At 63.0% G+C, this 24,249-nt stretch carries 23 protein-coding genes; 20 read left to right on the top strand and 3 right to left on the bottom strand.

Annotated features, from left to right (window positions below):
• The first annotated feature begins 46 nt into the window (after positions 1-46).
• The 14 genes from pyrH to ACYZGB_RS07300 are packed head-to-tail and all read left to right on the top strand — an operon-like array spanning position 47 to position 13,289.
• The gene (pyrH, locus tag ACYZGB_RS07235; RefSeq protein WP_026436856.1) at positions 47-769 is read left to right on the top strand and encodes a UMP kinase; all 723 of its coding nucleotides are present in this window, start codon (positions 47-49) and stop codon (positions 767-769) included.
• A gap of 50 nt (positions 770-819) precedes the next feature.
• Entirely contained in the window at positions 820-1,380 is a 561-nt protein-coding gene (gene frr / locus ACYZGB_RS07240; protein WP_462387585.1) for a ribosome recycling factor, read from the top strand.
• A gap of 23 nt (positions 1,381-1,403) precedes the next feature.
• Positions 1,404-2,135, top strand: a complete 732-nt coding sequence (gene uppS / locus ACYZGB_RS07245; protein WP_462387586.1) for a polyprenyl diphosphate synthase — start codon at positions 1,404-1,406, stop codon at positions 2,133-2,135.
• Between the two features lie 27 nt (positions 2,136-2,162).
• Positions 2,163-3,017: a phosphatidate cytidylyltransferase gene (locus ACYZGB_RS07250; RefSeq protein ID WP_462387587.1), complete on the top strand. Its 855-nt coding sequence runs from the start codon at positions 2,163-2,165 to the stop codon at positions 3,015-3,017.
• Positions 3,017-4,195 (top strand): 1-deoxy-D-xylulose-5-phosphate reductoisomerase, encoded by a 1,179-nt coding sequence (ispC, locus tag ACYZGB_RS07255; RefSeq protein WP_462387707.1) that lies wholly within the window; start codon positions 3,017-3,019, stop codon positions 4,193-4,195. Before ACYZGB_RS07250 ends, ispC begins: the two co-directional genes overlap by 1 nt.
• Before the next feature lie 29 nt (positions 4,196-4,224).
• Positions 4,225-5,589 carry an RIP metalloprotease RseP gene (gene rseP, locus ACYZGB_RS07260; RefSeq protein WP_462387588.1) on the top strand — a complete coding sequence of 455 codons (1,365 nt, stop codon included), beginning with the start codon at positions 4,225-4,227 and terminating at the stop codon, positions 5,587-5,589.
• A gap of 44 nt (positions 5,590-5,633) precedes the next feature.
• Positions 5,634-7,931 (top strand): outer membrane protein assembly factor BamA, encoded by a 2,298-nt coding sequence (bamA, locus tag ACYZGB_RS07265; protein WP_462387589.1) that lies wholly within the window; start codon positions 5,634-5,636, stop codon positions 7,929-7,931.
• Positions 7,931-8,452 (top strand): OmpH/Skp family outer membrane protein, encoded by a 522-nt coding sequence (locus ACYZGB_RS07270; RefSeq protein ID WP_462387590.1) that lies wholly within the window; start codon positions 7,931-7,933, stop codon positions 8,450-8,452. Before bamA ends, ACYZGB_RS07270 begins: the two co-directional genes overlap by 1 nt.
• A gap of 27 nt (positions 8,453-8,479) precedes the next feature.
• Entirely contained in the window at positions 8,480-9,463 is a 984-nt protein-coding gene (lpxD, locus tag ACYZGB_RS07275; protein WP_462387591.1) for a UDP-3-O-(3-hydroxymyristoyl)glucosamine N-acyltransferase, read from the top strand.
• Positions 9,464-9,479: 16 nt separating this feature from the next.
• On the top strand, positions 9,480-9,920 hold the full coding sequence (gene fabZ / locus ACYZGB_RS07280; protein WP_063459515.1) for a 3-hydroxyacyl-ACP dehydratase FabZ: 441 nt from the start codon (positions 9,480-9,482) through the stop codon (positions 9,918-9,920).
• 20 nt (positions 9,921-9,940) lie between these two features.
• Positions 9,941-10,729, top strand: a complete 789-nt coding sequence (lpxA, locus tag ACYZGB_RS07285) for an acyl-ACP--UDP-N-acetylglucosamine O-acyltransferase (protein ID WP_462387592.1) — start codon at positions 9,941-9,943, stop codon at positions 10,727-10,729.
• A 9-nt stretch (positions 10,730-10,738) separates the two neighbouring features.
• The gene (lpxB, locus tag ACYZGB_RS07290) at positions 10,739-11,902 is read left to right on the top strand and encodes a lipid-A-disaccharide synthase (protein ID WP_462387593.1); all 1,164 of its coding nucleotides are present in this window, start codon (positions 10,739-10,741) and stop codon (positions 11,900-11,902) included.
• Positions 11,868-12,494, top strand: coding sequence for a ribonuclease HII (rnhB, locus tag ACYZGB_RS07295; RefSeq protein ID WP_462387594.1), 627 nt, complete (start codon positions 11,868-11,870; stop codon positions 12,492-12,494). The genes lpxB and rnhB overlap by 35 nt, the downstream gene beginning before the upstream one ends.
• 21 nt (positions 12,495-12,515) lie before the next feature.
• Positions 12,516-13,289, top strand: coding sequence for a TrmH family RNA methyltransferase (locus tag ACYZGB_RS07300; protein WP_462387595.1), 774 nt, complete (start codon positions 12,516-12,518; stop codon positions 13,287-13,289).
• 99 nt (positions 13,290-13,388) lie between these two features.
• Here ACYZGB_RS07300 and ACYZGB_RS07305 read toward each other — a convergent pair whose 3' ends face one another.
• A complete protein-coding gene (locus ACYZGB_RS07305) occupies positions 13,389-14,204 on the bottom strand; it encodes a hypothetical protein (RefSeq protein ID WP_462387596.1) in 816 nt (271 codons plus the stop codon).
• A 281-nt stretch (positions 14,205-14,485) separates the two neighbouring features.
• Between ACYZGB_RS07305 and carA the strand changes: the two genes are divergently transcribed.
• The 4 genes from carA (at position 14,486) to ACYZGB_RS07325 (ending at position 20,039) form a co-directional block, all read left to right on the top strand.
• Positions 14,486-15,649, top strand: a complete 1,164-nt coding sequence (gene carA, locus ACYZGB_RS07310) for a glutamine-hydrolyzing carbamoyl-phosphate synthase small subunit (protein WP_462387597.1) — start codon at positions 14,486-14,488, stop codon at positions 15,647-15,649.
• Positions 15,649-18,894: a carbamoyl-phosphate synthase large subunit gene (gene carB, locus ACYZGB_RS07315; protein ID WP_462387598.1), complete on the top strand. Its 3,246-nt coding sequence runs from the start codon at positions 15,649-15,651 to the stop codon at positions 18,892-18,894. Before carA ends, carB begins: the two co-directional genes overlap by 1 nt.
• Positions 18,895-19,095: 201 nt before the next feature.
• Positions 19,096-19,572, top strand: coding sequence for a transcription elongation factor GreA (gene greA / locus ACYZGB_RS07320; protein WP_094287859.1), 477 nt, complete (start codon positions 19,096-19,098; stop codon positions 19,570-19,572).
• Positions 19,573-19,589: 17 nt separating this feature from the next.
• Positions 19,590-20,039: a DUF4149 domain-containing protein gene (locus tag ACYZGB_RS07325; RefSeq protein ID WP_462387708.1), complete on the top strand. Its 450-nt coding sequence runs from the start codon at positions 19,590-19,592 to the stop codon at positions 20,037-20,039.
• Between the two features lie 109 nt (positions 20,040-20,148).
• On the opposite strand, the gene ACYZGB_RS07330 is transcribed toward ACYZGB_RS07325, so the two are convergent.
• Positions 20,149-20,916: a glycosyltransferase gene (locus ACYZGB_RS07330; protein ID WP_462387599.1), complete on the bottom strand. Its 768-nt coding sequence runs from the start codon at positions 20,914-20,916 to the stop codon at positions 20,149-20,151.
• A complete protein-coding gene (locus ACYZGB_RS07335; protein ID WP_462387600.1) occupies positions 20,916-21,389 on the bottom strand; it encodes a YhbY family RNA-binding protein in 474 nt (157 codons plus the stop codon). Before ACYZGB_RS07335 ends, ACYZGB_RS07330 begins: the two co-directional genes overlap by 1 nt.
• A gap of 33 nt (positions 21,390-21,422) precedes the next feature.
• Here ACYZGB_RS07335 and ACYZGB_RS07340 point away from each other — a divergent pair, with 33 nt between their 5' ends.
• Entirely contained in the window at positions 21,423-22,085 is a 663-nt protein-coding gene (locus tag ACYZGB_RS07340; RefSeq protein WP_108616866.1) for an RlmE family RNA methyltransferase, read from the top strand.
• A gap of 173 nt (positions 22,086-22,258) precedes the next feature.
• Positions 22,259-24,178: an ATP-dependent zinc metalloprotease FtsH gene (gene ftsH, locus ACYZGB_RS07345; RefSeq protein WP_462387601.1), complete on the top strand. Its 1,920-nt coding sequence runs from the start codon at positions 22,259-22,261 to the stop codon at positions 24,176-24,178.
• Positions 24,179-24,249 lie beyond the last annotated feature (71 nt).

Below are 24,249 nucleotides of genomic sequence, written 5' to 3' on the forward strand. Positions count from 1 at the left end.
TCCCCCACATTTTTTACCGCCGTACCTGCCTTTGGAGAAATCACCCATGTCCCACGCTGCACCAGCCCACAAGCGCATCCTGCTCAAGCTGTCTGGTGAGGCGCTGATGGGGGATGACGCCTTTGGCATCAACCGTGCCACCATCGTCCGCATGGTGGAGGAGATCGCCGAGGTCACCCGCCTGGGTGTGCAGGTGGCGGTGGTGATCGGTGGGGGCAATATTTTCCGTGGCGTCGCGGGCGGTTCGGTCGGCATGGACCGTGCCACTGCTGACTACATGGGCATGCTGGCCACCGTGATGAACGCGCTGGCCCTGGCCGATGCCATGGACAAGCAGGGCCTGGTGGCCCGTGTGATGTCCGCCATTGCCATCGAGCAGGTGGTTGAGCCCTATGTGCGCCCCAAGGCCTTGCAGTACCTCGAAGAGGGCAAGGTCGTTGTGTTTGCCGCTGGCACGGGCAATCCTTTCTTTACCACTGACACAGCAGCGGCCCTGCGCGGTGCCGAGATTGGCGCCGAGCTGGTGCTCAAGGCCACCAAGGTGGACGGCGTTTATACTGCCGACCCCCAGAAGGACCCCACGGCCACGCGCTATACAAAGCTCAGCTTTGACGAGGCCATGTCCCGCAATCTGGGCATCATGGATGCGACCGCCTTTGCCCTGTGCCGCGACCAGAAGCTGCCGGTGAAGGTGTTTTCCATCATCAAACACGGTGCCTTGAAGCGCGTGGTGATGGGTGAAGACGAAGGTACGCTGGTTTACGCCTGATCACGATGGATGGACCTGCACCGGATGCAGGTCGACCCCGAGGAGAAAACATGACGATTGCCGACATCAAGAAAACCACTGAGACCAAGATGGACCAGTCCATTGCGGCCTTCAAGAACAACCTGCAGAAGATCCGCACCGGCCGCGCCAACCCCGCGCTGCTTGATACGGTGCAGGTCGAGTACTACGGCTCCATGGTTCCCTTGAGCCAGGTGGCCAATGTGGCGCTGATCGACTCGCGCACCATCAGCGTGCAGCCCTGGGAAAAAGGCATGGGCGCCAAGATCGAAAAGGCCATCCGCGAAAGCGATCTGGGCCTGAACCCTGCGTCCCTGGGCGACCTGATCCGCGTTCCGATGCCCGCGATGAGCGAAGAGCGCCGCAAGGAAATGACCAAGCTGGCGCGCAACGAAGGCGAAAGCGCCAAGATTGCCGTGCGCAACCTGCGCCGTGACGCAAACGAATCGGTCAAGAAGCTGGTCAAGGACAAGCTGGCGTCGGAAGACGACCAGAAGCGCGCCGAAACCGACGTGCAGAAGTTCACCGACAAGCACATCGCCGAGATCGATGCGCTGGTGGCGGCCAAAGAGCAGGAAATCATGGCGGTTTAAGCCCCCAGGGCTTGATCGTTCCCATGTCTGTTTCTCCGGTGGTGCCACACCACATTGCCATCGTCATGGATGGCAACGGCCGCTGGGCCAAGCGCCGCTTTCTGCCGCGCCTGGCGGGCCACAAGCAAGGGGTTGACTCGCTGCGCCGCTGTGTGCGCGCCTGCGCTGAGCGCGGCGTCGGCGTATTGACCGTTTTTGCGTTCTCTTCCGAAAACTGGAACCGCCCTGCAGACGAGGTCTCGGGCCTCATGGAGCTGCTCGCGCTGGCGCTGGGCCGTGAAGTGCCGCAGCTCAAGAAGGACGGCGTGCGCCTGTACTTTGTGGGCGAACGTGCGGGTCTTTCTCCGAAGGTCCGCGAGGGGCTGGCGCAGGCCGAGGCTGCTACGGCCGAAAACACGCGCCTGGTGCTCAATGTGTGTTTCAACTATGGTGGCCGCTGGGACATTGCCCAGGCTGCCGCTTCGCTGGCGGCGCGCGGCGAGCCCATCACCGAAGCCAGCCTGCATGGTGCGATGGGCATGTCCCATGTGCCCGACCCGGACCTGGTGATCCGCACCGGCGGCGAGATGCGGATCAGCAACTTCTTGCTGTGGCAATCTGCGTACGCCGAGTTTGTGTTCAGTGACCGGCTGTGGCCGGACTTCGATGAGTCGGCGCTGGACGAGGCGATTGCCGCCTTCGGCAGCCGCGAACGCCGTTTTGGCAAAACTTCCGAACAGATCCTGTCCGCGCGTCCTCATCCGATGCCGGGTTGAGAACCTCAGCAGGTTCTGAAAGGCCCCATGCTCAAACAGCGTGTCATCACCGCCCTTGTTCTGCTGGCCATCTTGCTGCCAGCACTTTTTTACCCGTCCACCGTGCCTTTTACCGTGGTGGTGCTGGTGCTCATGGCGGCTGGCGCGTGGGAGTGGGGCCGCCTGAGCGGGCTGGGCCAGACGGGCTCGGTGGCCGTGGGTGCTGTCTGCACCGCATTGTGTGCGGGGTCCTGGGCGCTGGGCTGGGTGGATCGCCCGCTGACGGCGCTGTGGGTCGCGGGGGGCGGACTCTGGGTGCTGGCGGCCGCATGGCTGCTCCAGGCCGGCGTGCCGGGCTGGCCCCACATTCCTGCGGTCGTGCGCTTGGTGGCCGGGGTGCTGGCCCTGTGGCTGGCCTGGCTGGCGGTGGTACAGGCGCGCAATGTGGGTATCAATTTCTTGCTGTCGGTGCTGCTGCTGGTGTGGGTGGCCGATATCTTTGCCTACTTTGTCGGCCGTGCATTTGGCCTGCGCTTCACCAAGGGCAAGCTGGCCCCCTCCATCAGCCCGGGCAAGAGCTGGGAAGGCGTGTGGGGCGGGCTGGCGGGCGTGGTGGTCATGGCCTTTGTCTGGGTGGCGGCTGATGCCCACTGGCAGGCCGCAGTGCCCAGCTTCTACAGCCGCATGGCGCAGCAGGGCTGGTGGCTGCTGGTGGTTGCTGCGTTGTTCATGGTGGCCATGAGTGTGTCGGGCGACCTGGTGGAATCGCTCATCAAGCGCAGCGCGGGGGTCAAGGACAGCAGTGGCCTGCTGCCGGGGCACGGCGGCGTGCTCGACCGCGTGGACGCCCTGCTGCCAACCTTGCCCCTGGCCATGATGCTCACGCGCCTGACGACCCCATGATGAAACAAAAAATCACCGTCCTCGGTTCCACCGGCTCCATCGGCACCAGCACGCTCGATGTGGTGGCCCGCCACCCGGACCGTTTTGAAGTGTTTGCCCTGAGTGCTGCCACCCAGGTGGATTTGCTGCTGGCCCAGTGCGCGCAGTTCCGGCCTCGCTATGCGGTGATGGCCAGTGCGCCCCATGCTCAGCTGCTGGCCGAAAAAATCAAAGAAAACAACCTGCCTACGCTCGTCCTGGTTGAAAATGATGCTATAAAAAATATAGCATCTCATCCCGATGTGGATGCCGTCATGGCCGCCATCGTGGGGGCTGCGGGTCTGGCGCCCTGTCTGGCCGCTGCCCGGGCGGGCAAGCGGCTGCTGCTGGCCAACAAGGAGGCGCTGGTGGTGGGCGGAGGCTTGTTCATGCAGACGGTGCGCCAGGGCGGCGCTACGTTGTTGCCCATCGACAGCGAACATTCCGCCATTTTCCAGTGCCTGCCTGAAGATCCGTCCACCTGGCCCGATCGGGTGGACAGCATCCTGCTCACGGCATCCGGCGGGCCCTTCCGCCAGCGTGACCCTGCCACCCTGGCTGAGATCACCCCGGCCCAGGCTTGCGCGCACCCCAATTTCTCGATGGGCCGCAAGATCTCGGTCGATTCGGCCACCATGATGAACAAGGCACTGGAGGTGATCGAGGCGCGTTGGCTGTTCGACCTGCATCCCGACCAAATCAAGGTGGTGATCCATCCGCAGCAGATCATTCATTCGATGGTGCAGTTCAAGGACGCCTCCATCCTCGCGCAACTGGGCACGCCGGACATGCGCGTGCCCATCGCCTGTGGCCTCGCCTGGCCTGAGCGCATTGCCAGCGGTGCCAGCAAGCTGGATTTTTCGACCTTGAGCGCACTGGCGTTCGAAGAGGCCGACGCCACCCGTTTTCCGGGCCTGCATCTTTCGTGGCAGGCGCTGAAGGCGGCCGAAGGCACGACCGCCGTGCTGAACGCCGCCAATGAAGTGGCCGTGGGGGCGTTTTTGTCTGGGCGCCTGCGGTTTGACCACATTCATGCGGTCAACCTTGCAACTTTGGAGGCCGTGATGCCCTCCAAGCCGGATTCGCTCGAAGCCCTGCTGGATCTGGACACCCAGGCCCGCAGTGCAGCCGAGCACGCCGCAGGCCGACTGGCGGCCTGAGCCCTCCCGACCTTCGGAACCATTTCGCCATGCTGCTGACCCTTGTTGCTTTTGTCGTGGCCCTCGGTCTTTTGATTGCAGTGCATGAGTACGGGCACTACCGGGTGGCCGTGGCGTGTGGGGTGAAGGTGCTGCGCTTCTCGGTGGGTTTTGGCCAGCCCCTGCTGCGCTGGCAACCCAAGGGGTCTCCCACGGAGTTTGTGGTTGGTGCTTTTCCGCTCGGCGGCTATGTGCGCATGCTGGACGAGCGCGAGGCGCCCGTGCCACCCGAAGAGCGCCACTTGGCGTTCAACACTCAGCCTCTGCGTTCGCGGGCCGCCATTGTGGCGGCAGGCCCCTTGGCCAACCTGCTGCTGGCGGTGCTGCTGTACTCCATCGTGAACTGGAATGGGGTGGAGGAGCCCCGTGCGCTGCTGGCCAGCCCCGTGGCCGGATCGGTCGCGCACAAAGCGGGCTTGCGGGGAGGCGAACTGGTGGAGCGTGCAGCGCTGGGCGCCGACGAGATGGAGCCAGTCCGCTCGTTCGAGGATCTGCGCTGGCTGCTCACGCGTGGCGCGCTGGAAGGCCAGACCGTGCGCCTGGATGTGAAGCCGCAGGCAGGCGCTGCGCACAGAGATATCCTGCTAGACATGTCGGGCATCGACAGCCGGGAGGCCGACGCACAGCTGTTCCGCAAGATCGGGATTCTGGGTCCGTGGACGCGTCCTGTCCTGGGCGAGGTTATGCCCGATGGTGCGGGGGCCCGAGCTGGGCTGCGCCAGGGGGATGTGGTGCTCAAGCTGGGGGCCACCGACGTGGTGGATGGCCAGCAGTTGCGGGAGCTGATCCGCCAGTCGCTGCGCGGCAGTGAACCCCTGTCACAGGCCTGGCGCATTGACCGTGCGGGGCAGCTGCTCACGCTGGAAGTGTTGCCCGAAGCCAAGCACGAGCAGGGCGCCACGGTGGGGCGCATCGGTGCCTTTGTAGGCGCCCCCCCCGAGTTTGTGACCGTGGAATACGGCCTGCTGGAAGGCGTCTGGGCTGGCTTGGTCAAGACCTGGGATGTGTCGGTGCTGACCTTGCGCATGATGGGACGCATGGTGATTGGCGAGGCTTCCCTCAAGAATCTGAGCGGCCCCTTGACGATTGCTGACTACGCCGGGCGTTCGGCCAGCATGGGGTTGACCCAGTACCTGGTGTTTCTCGCCCTGATCAGCGTGAGCCTGGGCGTGCTCAACCTGCTGCCGCTGCCTGTCTTGGACGGTGGGCACCTGATGTATTATCTTTGGGAGGGTGTCACGGGCAGGGGAGTGTCGGACGCATGGATGGAGCGTCTGCAGCGTGGAGGCGTTGCGGTCCTGCTTCTCATGATGTCCATCGCCCTGTTCAACGATATCACCCGGCTCTTTGGCTAACCTTTTGCCGCGATTGCCCTGCAATGGCGGCTCCAGCTTCATTCATGAAAAAACACATCAATCGCCTGGGCGTGCGTACCGCATCGGCCGTTGCCGCCATGGTTTTTGCCGCCAATGCGGCATGGGCTCTGGAGCCTTTCAAGGTGCAGGACATCCGTGTGGAAGGTCTGCAGCGTGTAGAGCCCGGCACCGTGTTTGCCTCCATGCCCCTGCGGGTGGGTGATGACTACAACGACGAGAAGGGCGCAGCAGCTATTCGCGCGCTGTTTGGCCTGGGCTTGTTCAAGGACGTGCGCCTGGAGGCCAGCGGCAACGTGCTGGTGGTGGTGGTCGAAGAGCGCCCCTCCATCGCCGATGTGGACTTTGCGGGCGCCCGCGAGTTCGACAAGGACGCCTTGAAGAAGGCCATGCGCGACGTGGGCCTTGCAGAAGGCCGCCCTTACGACAAGGCCCTGGCTGACCGGGCCGAGCAGGAACTCAAGCGCCAGTACATCAACAAGAGCCTGTACGGCGCCGAGGTGGTGACCACCGTGACGCCCATCGAGCGCAACCGTGTGAACCTGACCTTCACGGTGGTGGAGGGCGAGCCTGCACGCATCAAGGAAGTACGCCTGGTGGGCAATAAGGCCTTCAGCGAATCCACCCTCAAAGGTCTGTTCGACCAGGACACGGGTGGCTGGCTCAGCTGGTACACCAAGTCCGACCGCTATTCCCGTGCCAAGCTCAATGCCGACCTGGAGACGCTGCGCTCGTACTACCTGCAGCGCGGCTACCTGGAGTTCCGTGTGGATTCCACACAGGTGGCGATTTCGCCTGACAAGCAGGATATCTCCATCACCGTCAACATCACCGAGGGTGAGCGTTTTGTGGTGTCGGGGGTGAGGCTGGAGGGCAACTACCTGGACCGTGAAGACGAGTTCAAGTCCCTTGTGACCATCCGCCCCGGTGAGCCCTACAACGCCGATCAGGTGACCGAAACCACCAAGGCGTTCTCCGAATACTTCGCGCGTTTCGGTTTTGCATTCGCCCGGGTCGAGGCCGTGCCGGAAATCGACCGCGAAAACAACCGCGCTGTGCTGGTTGTGCAGGCCGAGCCATCGCGCCGCGCCTATGTGCGCCGCATCAATGTGAGCGGCAACAACCGCACGCGGGACGAAGTGATCCGCCGCGAGTTCCGCCAGTACGAGGCCTCGTGGTACGACGGTGACAAGATTCGCCTGTCGCGCGACCGCGTGGACCGCCTGGGCTTCTTCACGGAAGTCAATGTCGAGACCCTGGAAGTGCCGGGCGCGCCGGACCAGGTGGATCTGGTGATCAACGTGGCCGAGAAGCCCACGGGTTCGTTGCAGATGGGGGTGGGTTTTTCCAGTGCTGAAAAGGCATCGCTTTCGTTCGGCATCAAGCAGGAGAACATCTTCGGCTCCGGCAACTATCTGGGGATTGATGTCAACACCAGCAAGTACCGCCGCACGCTGGTGTTCAGCACGACGAATCCGTACTTCACGCCGGACGGTATTTCACGCACGCTGGACGTGTACTACCGCACCGACAAACCCTATGAAGATCAGGGCGGCAACTACCAGTTGGTCACGACCGGGACTTCGGTGCGCTTCGGGGTGCCGTTCAGTGAAACCGACACCGTGTTCTTTGGCGGTGGTCTGGAGCAGACCCAGATCAAGCCCGGAACCAACATTCCCGCGACCTATCTGTACTACGCCGATAAGTTTGGCTACACCAGCACCTCCATTCCCTTGACGGTGGGCTGGTCGCGCGACGACCGGGATAGCGCCCTGGCCCCCAATTCGGGCCGCTATCAGCGCCTGAATTCCGAGTGGTCCGTGGCCGGCGATGCGCGATACGTGCGTGCCAACTACCAGTACCAGCAGTACATACCGCTCAACAAGCGCTTCACGGTGGCCTTCAATGGTGAGGCGGGCATTGGCAAGGGCATGAACGGCCGCCCCTTCCCTGTGTTCAAGAACTTCTATTCGGGTGGCCTGGGTTCTGTGCGTGGCTTCGATCAGGGCACGCTCGGCCCCCGCGACGTGACAGGGGCCTCTCTGGGCGGGCCCAAGAAGGTGACCCTGAATGCGGAGCTGATTGCTCCCTTCCCGGGCGCAGGGAACGACCGGACCCTGCGCGTGTTCACTTTTGTGGACGTGGGGAACGTGTACGGAGAGCATGAAAAAGTCACTTTCAGCGACATGCGTGCTTCCGTGGGCCTGGGGCTGAGCTGGATTTCCCCGCTCGGTCCGCTGCGTTTGGCGTTTGCGCAGCCGGTGCGCAAGTTCGCTGGCGATAAAATCCAAAAATTGCAATTCCAGATCGGAACGTCTTTCTAATGAAATCCTTTTCTCGCCATCTCTCTGTGGCCCTGCTGCTTAGCGTTGTTGCCGTCGCAGCCCCTGCGCAGGCGCAGGAATTCAAAGCCGGTTTTGTCAATACCGATCGCATCTTCCGTGAAGCCAGCACCGCCAAGGCTGCGCAGGCCAAGCTGGAGCAGGAGTTCTCCCGCCGCGAGAAAGAACTGGTGGACCTGGGCAACACCCTGAAAGCCGCCACCGATAAATTCGAACGCGAAGCCCCCACCATGGCCGAGAGCCAGCGCACCACGCGCCAGCGCCAACTTGTGGACCAGGACCGTGACTTCCAGCGCAAGCGCCGTGAGTTCCAGGAAGACCTGAGCGCCCGCAAGAACGAAGAGCTGTCCCAGGTGCTGGAGCGCGCCAACAAGGTGGTCAAGCAAGTGGCCGAGGCCGAGAAGTACGACGTGATCCTGCAAGAGGCCGTCTACATCAACCCCAAGCATGACATCACCGACAAGGTGATCAAGGCGTTGAATGCCGCTGCTGGCGCCAAGTAATCAGCCACAGCGCTGGGCAGGTGACGCGTGAGCGGCTTGCTGCTCGGGCACATTGTGGATGTGCTCGGTGGTTCGCTGGAGGGGGGGGCGCGTGATACCGCCATCGCCCGCATCGCGCCACTGGAGGTGGCAGGCCCCGGGGACCTCAGTTTCCTGAGCAACCCCCGCTACCAACAGCAACTGGCCGCCTCCCGGGCGGCCTGTGTCATTGTGGCGCCCGCCTTGCGCGAAGCTGCATTGGCGCGGGGTGCCTGCATCGTGGCAGATAACCCCTATGTCTACTTTGCGCGTGCCACCCAGTTGTGGCGGCAGCGCAATGCGCCCGCACGGCCCGCTGGCGTGCATCCCAGTGCCGTGGTGGATCCCATGGCCCAGGTGCACCCCACAGCGACCATCGGCCCGCTGTGTGTGGTCGAGCGCGGGGCGCATGTGGGGGCCGACACCGTGCTCAAGTCGCGGGTCACTGTGGGCGAGGACTGCCATATCGGTGCGCGTTGCATCGTGCACTCCGGCGTGGTGATCGGGGCCGACGGTTTTGGTTTTGCGCCTGAAAACGGGCAATGGGTCAAGATTGAGCAACTGGGTGCAGTCCGCATTGGCGACGATGTGGAAATCGGCGCCAATACCTGCATCGACCGGGGCGCGCTGCAAGACACCGTGATCGAAGACGGCGTGAAGCTCGACAACCTGATCCAGGTGGGCCACAACGTGCACATCGGCAAACATGCAGCGATGGCTGGGTGTGTGGGCATTGCGGGCAGTGCCACCATTGGCGCGCATTGCACCGTGGGCGGGGGCGCGATTGTGCTGGGGCACCTGGAACTGGCCGACAACGTACATATCTCGGCGGCCACCGTCGTCACCCGGTCACTGACCCAGCCTGGCCAGTACACGGGCATGTTTCCCATCGACGACAATGCGCGGTGGGAAAAGAACGCTGCGACACTCAAACAACTGCACAGCCTGCGCGAGCGCATCAAGGCGCTGGAGCAGGCCCTCAAAGCAGCATGAACGGAAGAACAACTCGATGATGGATATCCACGCAATTCTCAAGCAACTGCCGCACCGCTACCCCTTCTTGCTGGTGGACAAGGTGATCGAGCTTGAGAGCAACACCCGCATCAAGGCGATCAAGAACGTCACCTTCAACGAGCCGTATTTTGGTGGGCATTTCCCGGGACGTCCTGTGATGCCCGGCGTGCTGATTCTCGAAGCCCTGGCGCAGGCCGCCGGGCTGCTGGCTTTTGATGCCATGGGCAAGGTGCCCGATGAAAACAACATCTACTACTTTGTCGGCATCGATGGTGCGCGCTTCAAGCGCCCCGTGGAGCCGGGCGACCAGCTGATTTTGACCATCACCATTGACCGTGTGCGCGGCGGCATCTGGAAGTTCAAGGGTGTGGCGAGTGTGGGCGAGGAAGTGGCCTGCGAGGCCGAACTCATGTGCACCATGCGCAGCGTGGGCTGACCGACTCTGGCCATTGGATCGTGAGCAACATTCATCCCACTGCCATCGTTGAGGCGGGTGCCCGCATCGACCCCTCTGTCACGGTGGGGCCCTATGCGGTGATCGGTTCGCAGGTCGTGATCGGTGCAGGCAGTTCCGTGGGCCCTCACTGTGTGATCCAGGGCCGCACCACTATCGGCCAGGACAACCGGATCTTCCAGTTTGCGTCCCTGGGGGCCGAGCCGCAGGACAAAAAGTACAAGGGCGAGGACACCGAGCTGGTCATCGGCGACCGCAACACGGTGCGCGAGTTCTGTACCTTCAACCGGGGTGTTCCGGGTGCGGGTGGCAAGACCAGCATCGGCGACGACAACTGGATCATGGCCTACACCCACATCGCGCACGACTGCCATGTGGGCAACCACACGACCATGGCCAACAACACCACGCTGGCCGGCCATGTGCTGATTGGCGACTGGGTCACGGTGGGCGGGCTCACCGGTATCCACCAGTTTGTGAAGATCGGGGCGCACGCCATGATCGGGTTCTCCAGCGCTGTGTCGCAGGACGTGCCGCCCTTCATGATGGTGGATGGCAACCCGCTGTCCGTGCGGGGACTCAACCTGGAAGGCTTGCGCCGCCGGGGGTTCTCGGCTGCGCGTGTGGCCGGCATCAAGCAGATGCACCGCGCGTTGTACCGCCAGGGGCTGACGCTGGAGGCCGCGCGCGCCGCCATGGCCGAGTTGCCTGCCGCCCACCCCGAGGCGGCTGCCGATGTCGCGCTGGTGCTGTCGTTCCTGGATGCGTCCACGCGCGGCATCGCGCGCTGAGGGGCTGTGATGAGTGCTTCCCCCCGCATCGCCATGGTGGCGGGCGAGACATCGGGCGATTTGCTCGCCGGTCTGTTGATCGATGGCATGCAGGCCCATTGGCCGGGGTTGCAATCCTGCGGCATCGGCGGCCCGCAGATGGCACGCCGGGGCTTCAGCGCCTGGTGGCCCAGCGAAAAGCTGGCTGTGCATGGCTACAGCATGGAAGTGCTGCGCCGCCTGCGCGAGCTGCTGGGCATCCGCAAACAACTGCGAGAGCGCCTGCTCAAGGACCGCCCCGATGTGTTCATTGGTGTGGACGCGCCCGATTTCAACCTGGGGCTGGAGGCTGATCTGCGGGCCGCTGGCGTCAAGACGGTGCACTTCGTGTGCCCGTCGATCTGGGCCTGGCGCGCCGAGCGGGTGGAGAAAATCCGCCGCAGTGCCGACCATGTGCTGTGCATTTTTCCGTTCGAGCCGGAGTTGCTCGCGCGGCATGGCATTGCTGCCACCTACGTGGGCCATCCACTGGCCGGGGTGATCCCCATGGTGCCAGACCGCGCAGCAGCACGGGCGCAACTGGGCCTGAAGGACGCAGACGAGGTTCTGGCCATCCTGCCCGGCAGCCGGTCTTCAGAGGTCCAGTACATCGCCCGTCCCTTTTTTGAGGCGGCTGCGCTGGTCCGCCAAGCGCGACCAGCTATTAAATTGATAGTTCCAGCCGTCCCGGCGCTGCGTGCTCGCATCGAGCAAGCTGCCCAGGCCTGTGGCCTGGGGGATGCCGTGCAGATCATCACCGGGCAGTCCCACACGGTGCTTGCGGCCTGTGACGCCACGCTGATTGCCAGTGGCACCGCCACGCTCGAAGCCGCACTGTTCAAGCGCCCCATGGTGATTGGCTACCACATGCACCCGCTGAGCTGGTGGCTGATGCGCCGCAAGCAGCTGCAACCCTGGGTGGGCTTGCCCAACATTTTGTGCCGCGAGTTTGTGGTGCCCGAGCTGATCCAGGATGCCGCCACACCGCAGGCGCTCTGCGCGGCCACGCTGGAATGGCTGGATGCACGGAGTAACAACCCCGCAAAAATCACGGCGCTGGAGCAGCGCTTTGCAGCGTTGCACGAAAGCCTGCAACGCAATACCCCCCAATTGGCTGCCGATGCGATCCAGAAAATCCTCTCCCCCGCTGCCTGAGCAGGCCTGCCTGCCCTGGCATCCGCCCGGCCTGGTGGCTGGGGTGGATGAGGCGGGCCGGGGCCCTCTGGCCGGGCCCGTGGTGGCTGCTGCCGTCATCCTTGATGACCTGCATCCGATTGCAGGCCTGGCCGACTCCAAGAAGCTCACCCCCGCGCGGCGCGAAAAGCTCTATGACGAGATCCGTGCCAAGGCACTGTGTTTCTGTATTGCCGAGGCCAGTGTGGAAGAGATCGACCGCCTCAACATCCTGCAGGCCACGATGCTGGCCATGCGCCGCGCCGTGATGGGGCTGCGCCTCAAACCGGTGATGGTGCTGGTGGATGGCAACCGGCTGCCCGTGCTGGATGTGCCCGCCGAAGCCATTGTCAAGGGCGATGCGCTGGTGCCGTCCATCTCGGCGGCGTCCATTTTGGCCAAGGTGCACCGCGACGGCTGGTGCGTGCAGGTGCACGAAGAATTTCCCCAATACGGTTTTGCCGGGCACAAGGGCTACGGCACGGCCGTGCACATGGCCGCCCTGCGCGAGCATGGCGCCTGTGTGCACCACCGGCGCTCGTTCGCCCCGGTGGCCCAGAACCTACCGAGCTGACCGGGCTGCACGAGACTACCGATGACTTCTTCGTCTGTGATTGCCATCCACTCCCGCGACAACGCCTTCGTCAAGGACCTGCGCCGCCTGGCCCAGGACACCACGGCCTATCGCAAGCAAGGCCGTGTGTGGCTGGAGGGGGACCATCTCTGCCGCGCAGCGCTGGCGCGCGGGCTGCGCGCGTCGGTGGCGGTTTTTTCTGAGTCTTTTTGGCCGTCTGCGCGCGTTGAGTATGCCCAGGATGCTATCAAAACAATAGTATTGGCCGATGCGCTGTTTGCCGATATCAGCGGTCTGGAATCTCCGGCGCGCATGGGGTTCATCCTGGATCTGCCGGCCCCTGCTGCCTTGCGGCCCGATGCCGCGACCGTGGTGCTGGACCGGGTGCAGGACGCGGGCAACGTGGGCTCCATCCTGCGCAGTGCCTCGGCGTTCGGGTTTCGGCAGGTGGTGGCCATCAAGGGCAGTGCTGCGCTGTGGTCGCCCAAGGTCTTGCGCGCCGGGATGGGCGCGCATTTTGCGTTGGACCTGATTGAAGGGGTGGGGCTGGAGGACGTCCAGGCGCTCCAGGTGCCCCTGCTGGTGACCAGCTCGCACGCGGGCGACTATCTGCACCGCGCCGCCTTGCCCTGGCCTTGCGCCTGGGTCATGGGGCACGAAGGGCAGGGTGTTTCTGCTGCGCTGGAGGAGCGGGCCGCCCTGCGCATCCGTATCGCCCAACCGGGGGGTGAGGAGTCTCTGAATGTGGCGGCTGCTGCAGCCATCTGCCTGCATGCCAGCGGCGCGGGCCGCTGAACTCAGATAGCGCGGGCACCACAAACGCTCCACGCCGCATTTGGAGCTGGACTGTAAGGGCCTTCGGATCAGGCCCGGTGAGTCCTTTGTGCTTACGACTTATTGGTTGCGCAGGAACTGGCGGACAAACTCCTCCTGGTTGGGGGCGTCCTTCTCGGTGCTGAACACCACCTGCTGGTTCTCCACCCGGATCTTGAGCCGGGGGCCGAAGTGGCACTGCACCTGGCCCAGGCCTGCGGCCGTTGGTTTGAACTGCGGGGTGTTGCGGCAGAGGCTGTCGATCTCCGAGGCCACCACACCGCAAAAACTGGGGATGCTCAGGCTCTGCAGCTTTTCGTCGTCGATGCTGGCCCAGTCCACCGTGGTCTTTACGGGGGTGCCGCAAGACGCGCTGGCGTCCTGGTCCATCTTGGCGAGTTCTGCCTGGGCGCCTGCCAACCGCTTGGTACGGTCGAAGCGGCCCAGCTTCTCTTGCAGGCCCTGTTTCAGCTGGCGCTCGTAGCTGGCTTGCAGGTCGGCCAGCTTGAAAGCCTTGCTCTTGTCGTCGCTGAAGGTCAGGGAGACGCCATCCCGCTTGCCAGGCAGGTACACCACGTAGTGGTCTCCGCCACGGTAGGCGTGGCTCTGTTTGTGCAGCAAACCGTAGCTGCGGCCATCGATGCGGGTGGTGTAGACCTCGCGCGCGGAGCCCTGGGGTTCCCGGGTGCTCAGGAACACCACCTGGTCGATGGGGTCATTGATTCCACTTACGCGCACCAGCGCCTGCTTGCCGTCGGCCGAGGGTGCCAGCACCACTTCCACCCCCTGCGGGGCCACAAACACCTGGGGGTATTTGGCCAGTTCGATGGCGTGGGATGCCATGGCGGCAAGGCTGCCGACAAGGGCCAATGTCACAGTGAGGGGGAGGGGGCGCATGGAAACGTGTCCTTGGGTGGTTGCAGATCAGCGGCGCAGTCTAGGTGGACCGGCACGGCCCGCAACACGGGCAACGTTTGCTTACGTAACAAGGTTATGCAAGACATGCATTTGGTGTGAAGTGCAGGGGCAAGGGTATAATCGGGAGCTTTTCTCGCAACAGCGTCGCCCGACCGCACCCAAAGCAACAACCCATCTGAGAGCAGCCACTGGCACTATCGCACCTTGTGTGTGTGGGTGGCCTGCAGGCGCCGGGCGACCGTAACCATCCGGAGAACCCAGTGCTTTTGTCTCTACAGGGAAGTTTCCCGCCCGCCATCCTGGCGCTCGCAGACGGCACGGTCTTTATCGGCAACTCGATTGGTGCCACCGGCACCACGGTCGGCGAAGTGGTGTTCAACACCGCCATCACCGGCTACCAGGAAATCCTCACCGACCCCAGCTATTGCCAGCAGATCGTGACGCTCACGTATCCGCACATCGGCAACTACGGCGTCAATGCGGAAGACATCGAAGCCGACAAGGTCCATGCTGCAGGCCTGATCATCAAAGACCTGCCCCTTCTGGCCAGCAACTTCCGATCCACGGAAACGCTTTCGCAGTACCTCGTACGCGAAAAGACGGTGGCCATTGCCAACATCGATACCCGCAAGCTGACCCGCCTGCTGCGCACCCAGGGTGCCCAGAATGGCGCCATCGTGGGCCTGGCCGCAGGGCAGGTGGTGACGCTGGGCCTCATCGATGAAGCCATCGCCAAAGCCAAGGCTGCCCCCAACATGGCCGGGCTGGATCTGGCCAAGGTGGTGACCACCGCATCGCGTTACGAGTGGACGCAGACCGAGTGGCAGCTGGGTTCCGGCTACGGCGTTCTCGCGCAGCCCCGCTTCCATGTGGTGGCGTACGACTTCGGTGTGAAGAAGAACATCCTGCGCATGCTGGCCGAACGTGGCTGCAAAGTCACCGTGGTGCCCGCCCAAACGCCTGCCGCCGACGTGCTGGCCATGAATCCTGATGGGGTCTTCCTGTCCAACGGGCCCGGCGACCCAGCGCCCTGCGACTACGCCATCGAAGCCGCGCGCCAGATCATCGACGCGGGCGTGCCCACCTTTGGCATCTGCCTGGGCCACCAGATCATGGCCCTGGCCAGCGGCGCCACCACCTTCAAGATGGACAACAGCCACCACGGCGCCAACCACCCCGTGAAGGACCTGGACAACGGCCGCGTGAGCATCACCAGCCAGAACCACGGCTTTGCGGTGGACATGACCTCGCTGCCCGCCACGCTGCGTGCCACGCACATCAGCCTGTTCGACGGCACGCTGCAGGGCCTGGCCCGCACCGACAAGCCCGCGTTCTGCTTCCAGGGTCACCCCGAAGCATCGCCCGGCCCGCACGACATCGCCTACCTGTTTGACCGCTTCACCGCGCTGATGGAGAAGAAATAATGCCAAAGCGCACAGACCTCAAATCGATCCTCATCATCGGCGCCGGCCCGATCATCATCGGCCAAGCCTGCGAGTTCGACTACTCCGGTGTGCAGGCCTGCAAGGCCCTGCGCGAAGAAGGCTACAAGGTCATCCTGATCAACAGCAACCCTGCGACGATCATGACCGACCCGGCCACGGCCGACGTCACCTACATCGAGCCCATCACCTGGCAGACGGTCGAGAAGATCATCGCCAAGGAGCGTCCCGACGCGATCCTGCCCACCATGGGTGGCCAGACAGCGCTCAACTGCGCCCTCGACCTGTGGCGCAACGGCGTGCTCGACAAGTACAAGGTCGAGCTTATCGGCGCCACGCCCGAAGCCATTGATAAGGCCGAAGACCGCCTGAAGTTCAAGGACGCCATGACCAAGATCGGTCTGGGCTCCGCGCGCTCCGGCATCGCTCATAGCATGGACGAAGCCTGGGCCGTGCAAAAGAGCGTGGGCTTCCCCACCGTGATCCGCCCCAGCTTCACGCTGGGCGGCACCGGCGGCGGCATTGCCTACAACCCTGAAGAGTTCGAGACCATCTGCAAGCGCGGCCTGGAAGCCTCGCCCACCAACGAGCTGCTGATCGAAGAGTCGCTGCTTGGCTGGAAGGAGTACGAGATGGAAGTGGTCCGCGACAAGGCGGACAACTGCATCATCATCTGCTCCATCGAGAACCTGGACCCGATGGGCGTGCACACCGGCGACTCGATTACGGTGGCCCCTGCGCAGACGTTGACCGACAAGGAATACCAGATCATGCGCAACGCGTCGCTCGCGGTGCTGCGTGAGATCGGCGTGGACACCGGCGGCTCCAACGTGCAGTTCTCGGTGAATCCGAAGGACGGCCGCATGATCGTCATCGAGATGAACCCGCGCGTGTCGCGTTCGTCCGCGCTGGCGTCCAAGGCCACGGGCTTCCCCATCGCCAAGGTCGCAGCCAAGCTGGCTGTGGGCTATACGCTGGACGAACTGCGCAACGAAATCACGGGCGGTGCCACGCCCGCGTCGTTCGAGCCCTCGATCGACTACGTGGTCACCAAGATCCCGCGTTTCGCGTTCGAGAAGTTCCCCACGGCCGACAGTCGCCTGACCACGCAGATGAAGTCTGTGGGTGAAGTGATGGCCATGGGCCGCACCTTCCAGGAGTCCTTCCAGAAGGCCCTGCGTGGCCTGGAAGTGGGCGTGGACGGCATGAACGAAAAGACCCAGGACCGCGAAGTGCTCGAAAAGGAACTGGGCGAGCCCGGCCCCGAGCGCATCTGGTATGTGGGTGATGCGTTTGCCATGGGCCTGTCGGTGGACGAGGTGTACGACCTCACCAAGATCGACAAGTGGTTCCTGGTGCAGATCGAAGAGATCGTGAAGATCGAACTCGAACTCGACCAGCTCGCCGCCGACAAGGGCGATGCGGCCTTGGCCGCACTGGATGCCGACACGCTGCGTACGCTCAAGAAGAAGGGTTTCTCCGATCGCCGCCTGGCCAAGCTGCTCAAGACCACCGAGAAATTGGTGCGCGAAGCACGCCGTGCCCTGAAGGTGCGCCCCGTTTATAAGCGCGTGGACACCTGCGCCGCCGAGTTTGCGACCAACACCGCCTACATGTACTCGACCTACGAGGAAGAGTGCGAGGCCGAGCCCACCGACAAGAAGAAGATCATGGTGCTGGGCGGTGGCCCCAACCGCATTGGTCAGGGCATCGAGTTCGACTACTGCTGCGTGCATGCTGCACTCGCCATGCGCGAGGATGGCTACGAAACCATCATGGTCAACTGCAACCCTGAAACGGTTTCGACCGACTACGACACCTCCGACCGCCTGTACTTCGAGCCGCTGACGCTTGAAGACGTGCTCGAGATCGTGGACAAGGAAAAGCCACACGGCGTGATCGTGCAGTACGGCGGCCAGACGCCGCTCAAGCTGGCACTGGGCCTGGAAGCCGAAGGCGTGCCAATCATCGGCACCAGCCCCGACATGATCGACGCGGCCGAAGACCGCGAGCGTTTCCAGAAGCTGCTGGGCGACCTGGGCCTGCGCCAGCCGCCCAATGCCACGGCGCGTACTGAAGCCGAGGCTCTGGAAAAGGCCGCCACGCTGGGTTACCCCCTGGTGGTGCGCCCCAGCTACGTGCTGGGCGGCCGCGCGATGGAAATCGTGCACGAGCAGCGCGACCTGGAGCGCTACATGCGCGAGGCTGTCAAGGTGAGCAACGACTCGCCCGTGCTGCTGGACCGCTTCCTGAATGACGCCATCGAGTGCGATGTGGATTGCCTGCGCGACCCCGAAGGCAAGACCTTCATCGGTGGTGTGATGGAGCACATTGAGCAAGCCGGCGTGCACTCAGGTGATTCGGCCTGTTCGCTGCCCCCGTACTACCTCAAGCAAGCCACGGTGGACGAGCTCAAGCGCCAGTCTGCTGCCATGGCCGAAGGCCTGAACGTGGTCGGCCTGATGAACGTGCAGTTCGCCATCCAGGAAGTGGACGGCAAGGATGTGATCTACGTGCTGGAGGTGAACCCCCGGGCCTCGCGCACGGTGCCGTTTGTTTCCAAGGCCACCGGCATCCAGCTGGCCAAGGTCGCAGCACGCTGCATGGCGGGCCAGTCGCTGGCTTCGCAGGGCATCACCAAGGAAGCCACACCGCCGTACTTCAGTGTGAAGGAAGCTGTGTTCCCGTTCGTCAAGTTCCCTGGTGTGGACACCATCCTCGGCCCCGAGATGAAGTCCACCGGCGAGGTGATGGGCGTGGGCAAGACCTTTGGCGAAGCCTTTGTGAAGAGCCAGCTGGGTGCGGGCACCAAGCTGCCGACTTCGGGCAAGGTGTTCCTCACTGTGAAGAACAACGACAAGCCCCGTGCGGTGGATATCGCGCGTCAGCTGGTGGCGCTGGGCTTCGATCTGGTGGCGACCAAGGGCACTGCTGCAGCGATTGCTGAGGCAGGTGTCCCGGTGGTGGTGGTCAACAAGGTCACCGAAGGCCGGCCGCACATCGTGGACATGATCAAGAACAACGAGATCGTGATGGTGATCAACACCGTGGAAGAGCGTCGCAATGCGATTGCCGATTCGCGTGCGATCCGCACCTCGTCCTTGCTGGCCCGTGTGACGACTTTCACGACCATCTTTGGTGCCGAGGCGGCCGTCGAGGGCATGAAGTACCTCGATAAGCTCGACGTGTACTCGGTGCAGGAACTGCACGCCCAGTTGGCCGCTTGATCGAGGCCTGGGGGTGGCTTGCCGCCCGGTAAAAGCGGCATAATCTGCCTCTGACCAGACACCGCCGCGCGGCAACGTGCGGCGGTTTCCTTTTGTAGATTGCCTTTTCACACTGCCCGGCCCGTCCGGGGTGTGATACGGCGGCTGACCGGTGGAAGTGCTTTGCGCTTTCACCGTTTTGATTTGTGGAGTCTCAACAAAATGGCCACCATTCCGATTACCAAACGCGGCGCTGAAAAGCTCAAGGAAGAGCTGCACCGCCTCAAGACCGTGGAGCGGCCCGCCGTGATCACGGCCATCGCCGAAGCGCGTGCGCAAGGCGACCTGAGTGAAAACGCCGACTACGACGCGGCCAAGGATCGCCAGGGCTTTATCGAAGGCCGCATTCAGGAGATCGAGGGCAAGCTCTCTGTGGCGCAAGTCATCGACCCCAGCGGGGTGGATGGCGGCGGCAAGGTGGTCTTTGGCGCTACGGTCGAGCTGGAGGATGAGGACTCTGGTGATACCGTGAAGTACCAGATCGTGGGCGAGGATGAGGCCGATCTGAAACAGGGACTGATCAATATCTCCAGCCCCATCGCGCGCGCGCTGATCGGCAAGGAAGAGGGCGACACCGCCGAAGTGCAGGCGCCCGGCGGCATCCGTCGCTACGAAGTGGTGGCCGTGAGCTACCTGTGAACACCGCCGTGCGGCGCATGCGCCACCGCCTTCCCGCCCTGGTGGCATCCCTCTGGTGGGGCAGCTTGACCACCATCGGGTTTCTGGTGGTGCCTCTGTTGTTTGCCTACCTGCCGTCTCCCAGCATTGCTGGCAACATGGCGGCCCGGCTGTTTGCTGCGCAGACCTGGGTGGCCGTGGCATGTTGTCTGGTGTTGTTGCTGATTTCTCGGCCCCGCAATACCGTAGCGCAATACCCATGGGCGCAGGCTGCTATGCTTTTTATATTGGGTGGCCTGCTGCTGGCGTTGCTCAATCAGTATGGCGTAGCACCTCGCATCGTGGCCCGGCAGGACCTGCGTCTGTGGCACAGCGTGGGGACGGTGATGTACGTGCTGCAGTGGGTCTGCGCCCTGGTGGTGTTTTGGCACACCCTGCGGCAGGAAACGGCTTTGACTGAGTCTGAAGTTGATTCGGCCAGTGTCTGATGGTGCTTGCTGGGGCGATCCAGGATTGCCCCGGGCTTTTGTACAGCACTAACTGACCAGCGGGGCTGCGCTGCTGTTGGTGACGCTGTAGCTGCTGTTTTCTATGGGCCTAATCGTGCCAGTGCTCAGCAACCCAGGTGGCGGGCCGGATGTAGCGAAAGCGACGGTTGCGCCGACCGGCAAGTGCATCGGGCGGGTTGCATTCCCCGTGAAAGATCACGATACGCGCACCAGGCGGCACAAAGGGGGCACGCCAGTAATTGGTAGGCCACGCCGGGATGCCGTGGTACTTGAAACTCGGGCACCAGTCCGCAGGCCAGTAGGCGAGCTTGCCCTGGCGGTGCAGGAAGTCCGACAAGTAGGCTTGTTCGTTACGAAACTGCAGACGAATCTCTGCAAAATGCCCCCGAAAATGCTCCAGCACATCGGGGTGCGCGCCCAGCTCAAAGCGGTACACGGACGAATTGCCGGTGATGCGCCAGGGTCGCTTGTAGTCGTGGATGATCAGGAATTCGCCGGGCCGGGTGAAGAAATCATCCAGCGATCCGGTGATTACCACGTCCACATCGAGGAACAGGGCCGTGCCTTTGAGGCCATGCAAGTCCCGGCTGAAGGTGGCCAGCTTGGTCCACCCCCGCTCGGGAATGCCAGGCGGCAGATCGAGTGGAGGGATGGGCAGGCATTGCACCTCACTGCGTATGCCGGTGTTGTCATCCGTCAGGCAGACAAAGCGGAAATCGCCGCTCAGGTGCCGACGGACCATGGCGTAAAGCCGGTTGACATATTCGGGGCCGTACTTCGTGCCCCATTTCATGCAGAGGATGTGGCGGACAGGCGCCGCGCCGACCGGGGCTGCAGGTGCTGCCGCGCGGTTCATCAGTCTGCCTGGCGTTTCTTGATGGATTTTTGCTTGGGCTTGGCACGCTTTATCTGGCCACCCGAGGTCAGGCGCTGGTTGCCCAGCACGCGCAGTTGTTTGATTTCCGGGCGTTGGCCGCCCTGTTTGCTGAACTTGAGCACCTTGACATCGCGTGGGCCGGGCATGCGGTCTTCGTCCACTGCCTTGGCCTTGGCGGGCATGGGGCGCCAGAGTACAAGCAGTTTGCCAATGTGTTGAACGGGGGCGGCGTTGAGTTCGGCGGCGAGTTCCTGGTACATCAGTTCGCGCGCCGGGCGGTCGTCGCCAAAGACGCGGACCTTGATGAGCCCGTGGGCATTGAGGGCGGCATCCACCTCTTTCTTGACGGCAGGGGTCAGACCATCGCCGCCGATCAGGACTACGGGGTCCAGGTGGTGGGCATTGGCGCGTTGTTCCCGGCGCTCGGCGGGAGTCAGTTGAATTTGGGGCATGGGCCGTATTATCGAGGCTGAAAGAAAAAAGTAATGAAAGTCAAAACCCAGAGCAAGAAGGTCAACAAGGCGTGGCTGAACGACCACGTCAACGACACCTACGTCAAATTGGCCCAGAAAGAGGGATACCGCGCGCGCGCTGCCTACAAACTCAAGGAGATTGACGAGCAATTGGGCCTCATCAAACCGGGCTACACGGTGGTGGACCTGGGCTCCACCCCGGGGGCCTGGAGCCAGTACCTGCGTCGGCGCCTGTCCCCCACGGGTGCGGCGGCAGGGCAGCTCAATGGCGCGATCATCGCGCTGGATATCCTGCCCATGGAGCCCATCGAGGGCGTGACCTACCTCAACGGCGATTTTCGTGAGCCCGATGTGCTGGAGCGCCTGGAGCAGGCGCTCGATGGCCGTGTGGTGGATGTGGTGGTGTCCGACATGGCGCCCAACCTGTCTGGTATCGGGTCGGCCGATGCAGCCCGCATTGCCCACCTGGTGGAACTTGCTGTGGATTTTGCTTGCAACCATTTGAAACCGGATGGGGCTCTGGTGGTCAAGCTCTTTCACGGCAGCGGATACAACGATCTGGTGACCTTGTTCAAGCAGACCTTCAAAGTGGTCAAACCGCTCAAACCCAAGGCTTCGCGCGACAAGTCGTCAGAAACCTTTCTCGTGGGCATGGGGCTTAAGAAGGCGGTCTGAGTTAGCTTGCCTCCGGTCAGGAATTCGTGAAATTTGGCAGCAAAGCCCGTGCTGATCCCATGGCCGTCAGTGGGAATATGGGTGTCCCGGTGGCTTGAAAGACCTAAAATGCGCCACACATACGCCGTGACGGCAGTGTGTCCGTTTTCTGTTCCCCGCAACTGGAGCCCCGCTTGAACAATCAGTGGTTTTCAAAAATTGCCGTATGGCTGGTTATAGCCATGGTGCTGTTCACGGTGTTCAAACAGTTTGACACCCGCACTGGCGCCAGTGCCGGACACATCGGCTATTCCGAATTTCTTGACGAAGTCCGGAACAACCGCATCAAGAGCGCGACCATCCCTGAGGGCTTGAGCGGCGGTGAAATCGTGGCGATCACGACCGATGACCGCAAGATCCGTACGAACGCGTCAGTGCTGGACCGGGGCCTGGTGGGCGACCTGCTCAACCACAACGTCAAGTTCGACGTGAAGCCCCGTGAAGAAGGCTCGCTTCTCATGACCCTGCTGGTCAGCTGGGGCCCCATGCTGCTGCTGATTGGCGTGTGGGTGTATTTCATGCGCCAGATGCAGGGTGGCGGCAAGGGCGGTGCCTTCAGCTTCGGCAAGAGCAAGGCGCGCATGCTCGACGAGAACAATAACCAAGTCACGTTTGCGGACGTGGCGGGTTGCGACGAAGCCAAGGAAGAGGTCAAGGAAGTCGTGGACTTCCTGAAGGACCCGCAGAAGTTCCAGAAGCTTGGCGGCCGCATTCCGCGCGGCCTGTTGCTGGTTGGCCCACCCGGCACCGGCAAGACCTTGCTGGCCAAGTCCATTGCGGGTGAAGCCAAGGTGCCGTTCTTCAGCATCTCGGGTTCGGACTTTGTGGAAATGTTCGTTGGTGTGGGCGCCGCCCGTGTGCGTGACATGTTCGACAACGCCAAGAAGAATGCCCCCTGCATCATCTTCATCGATGAAATCGACGCCGTGGGCCGCCAGCGTGGCGCCGGCCTGGGCGGTGGTAATGATGAGCGCGAGCAGACGCTGAACCAGATGCTGGTCGAGATGGACGGCTTCGAAACGAATCTGGGCGTGATCGTGGTGGCCGCCACCAACCGCCCAGACATCCTTGATGCGGCTCTGCTGCGCCCAGGTCGTTTTGACCGGCAGGTGTATGTGACGTTGCCAGACATCCGTGGCCGTGAGCAGATCCTGAACGTGCACATGCGCAAGATTCCGGTCGGGCAGGACGTAGCCCCGGCAATCATTGCCCGTGGCACGCCCGGCATGAGCGGTGCCGATCTGGCCAACTTGTGCAACGAGGCTGCGTTGATGGCGGCCCGCCGCAACGCCCGCACCGTGGAGATGCAGGACTTTGAAAAGGCCAAGGACAAGATCCTCATGGGCCCCGAGCGCAAGAGCATGGTCATGCCTGAGGAAGAGCGCCGCAACACGGCCTACCACGAGTCTGGCCACGCCCTGATCGGCAAGCTGCTGCCCAAGTGCGACCCTGTGCACAAGGTCACGATCATCCCCCGTGGCCGTGCCCTGGGCGTGACGATGAGCCTGCCTGCGCAGGACCGCTACAGCTATGACCGTGAGTACATGCTCAACCAGATCAGCATGCTGTTTGGTGGCCGCATTGCTGAAGAGGTGTTCATGAACCAGATGACCACCGGTGCCAGCAACGACTTTGAGCGCGCTACGCATATCGCACGCGACATGGTGACCCGTTACGGCATGACTGCGGCCCTGGGGCCTATGGTCTACGCCGAAAACGAGGGTGAGGTTTTTCTGGGCCGCTCGGTCACCAAGACCACGAACATGAGCGAGCAGACCATGGAGAAGGTTGATGGCGAAGTGCGTCGCATCATCGACGAGCAGTACAACCTGGCGCGCCGCTTGATCGAAGAGAACAGCGACAAGATGCACGCCATGGCCAAGGCTTTGCTCGAATGGGAAACCATTGATGCCGAGCAACTGGACGACATCATGGCGGGCAAGGAGCCCCGTCCTCCCAAGGACTGGACGCCCCGCACCCCTCCGTCGGGTGGTGACAACTCCAGCGGCGGCACCCCTGCAGTGGCAGCAGACACCGCGCCCACGGCGGCCTGAGGGTTTGCCTGGTTCCGCCGTTCCCACGGGGCCTTGTGCCCCGTTTTTCGTTGTGTTTGAGGCTGTTGTTC

This window comes from Acidovorax sp. Q11, assembly GCF_054950075.1.

Bases quoted from the DNA above. Each gene is read 5' to 3' on its own strand.
- rnhB (WP_462387594.1), top strand. From the start codon at position 11,868: ATGCGATCCAGAAAATCCTCTCCCCCGCTGCCTGAGCAGGCCTGCCTG.
- uppS (WP_462387586.1), top strand. From the start codon at position 1,404: ATGTCTGTTTCTCCGGTGGTGCCACACCACATTGCCATCGTCATGGAT.
- carB (WP_462387598.1), top strand. From the start codon at position 15,649: ATGCCAAAGCGCACAGACCTCAAATCGATCCTCATCATCGGCGCCGGC.
- frr (WP_462387585.1), top strand. From the start codon at position 820: ATGACGATTGCCGACATCAAGAAAACCACTGAGACCAAGATGGACCAG.
- ACYZGB_RS07300 (WP_462387595.1), top strand. From the start codon at position 12,516: ATGACTTCTTCGTCTGTGATTGCCATCCACTCCCGCGACAACGCCTTC.
- ACYZGB_RS07305 (WP_462387596.1), bottom strand. From the start codon at position 14,204: ATGCGCCCCCTCCCCCTCACTGTGACATTGGCCCTTGTCGGCAGCCTT.
- fabZ (WP_063459515.1), top strand. From the start codon at position 9,480: ATGATGGATATCCACGCAATTCTCAAGCAACTGCCGCACCGCTACCCC.
- ACYZGB_RS07270 (WP_462387590.1), top strand. From the start codon at position 7,931: ATGAAATCCTTTTCTCGCCATCTCTCTGTGGCCCTGCTGCTTAGCGTT.
- greA (WP_094287859.1), top strand. From the start codon at position 19,096: ATGGCCACCATTCCGATTACCAAACGCGGCGCTGAAAAGCTCAAGGAA.
- ACYZGB_RS07325 (WP_462387708.1), top strand. From the start codon at position 19,590: ATGCGCCACCGCCTTCCCGCCCTGGTGGCATCCCTCTGGTGGGGCAGC.
- ACYZGB_RS07250 (WP_462387587.1), top strand. From the start codon at position 2,163: ATGCTCAAACAGCGTGTCATCACCGCCCTTGTTCTGCTGGCCATCTTG.
- ACYZGB_RS07330 (WP_462387599.1), bottom strand. From the start codon at position 20,916: ATGAACCGCGCGGCAGCACCTGCAGCCCCGGTCGGCGCGGCGCCTGTC.
- ACYZGB_RS07340 (WP_108616866.1), top strand. From the start codon at position 21,423: ATGAAAGTCAAAACCCAGAGCAAGAAGGTCAACAAGGCGTGGCTGAAC.
- ACYZGB_RS07335 (WP_462387600.1), bottom strand. From the start codon at position 21,389: ATGCCCCAAATTCAACTGACTCCCGCCGAGCGCCGGGAACAACGCGCC.
- bamA (WP_462387589.1), top strand. From the start codon at position 5,634: ATGAAAAAACACATCAATCGCCTGGGCGTGCGTACCGCATCGGCCGTT.
- rseP (WP_462387588.1), top strand. From the start codon at position 4,225: ATGCTGCTGACCCTTGTTGCTTTTGTCGTGGCCCTCGGTCTTTTGATT.
- ispC (WP_462387707.1), top strand. From the start codon at position 3,017: ATGAAACAAAAAATCACCGTCCTCGGTTCCACCGGCTCCATCGGCACC.
- pyrH (WP_026436856.1), top strand. From the start codon at position 47: ATGTCCCACGCTGCACCAGCCCACAAGCGCATCCTGCTCAAGCTGTCT.
- lpxB (WP_462387593.1), top strand. From the start codon at position 10,739: ATGAGTGCTTCCCCCCGCATCGCCATGGTGGCGGGCGAGACATCGGGC.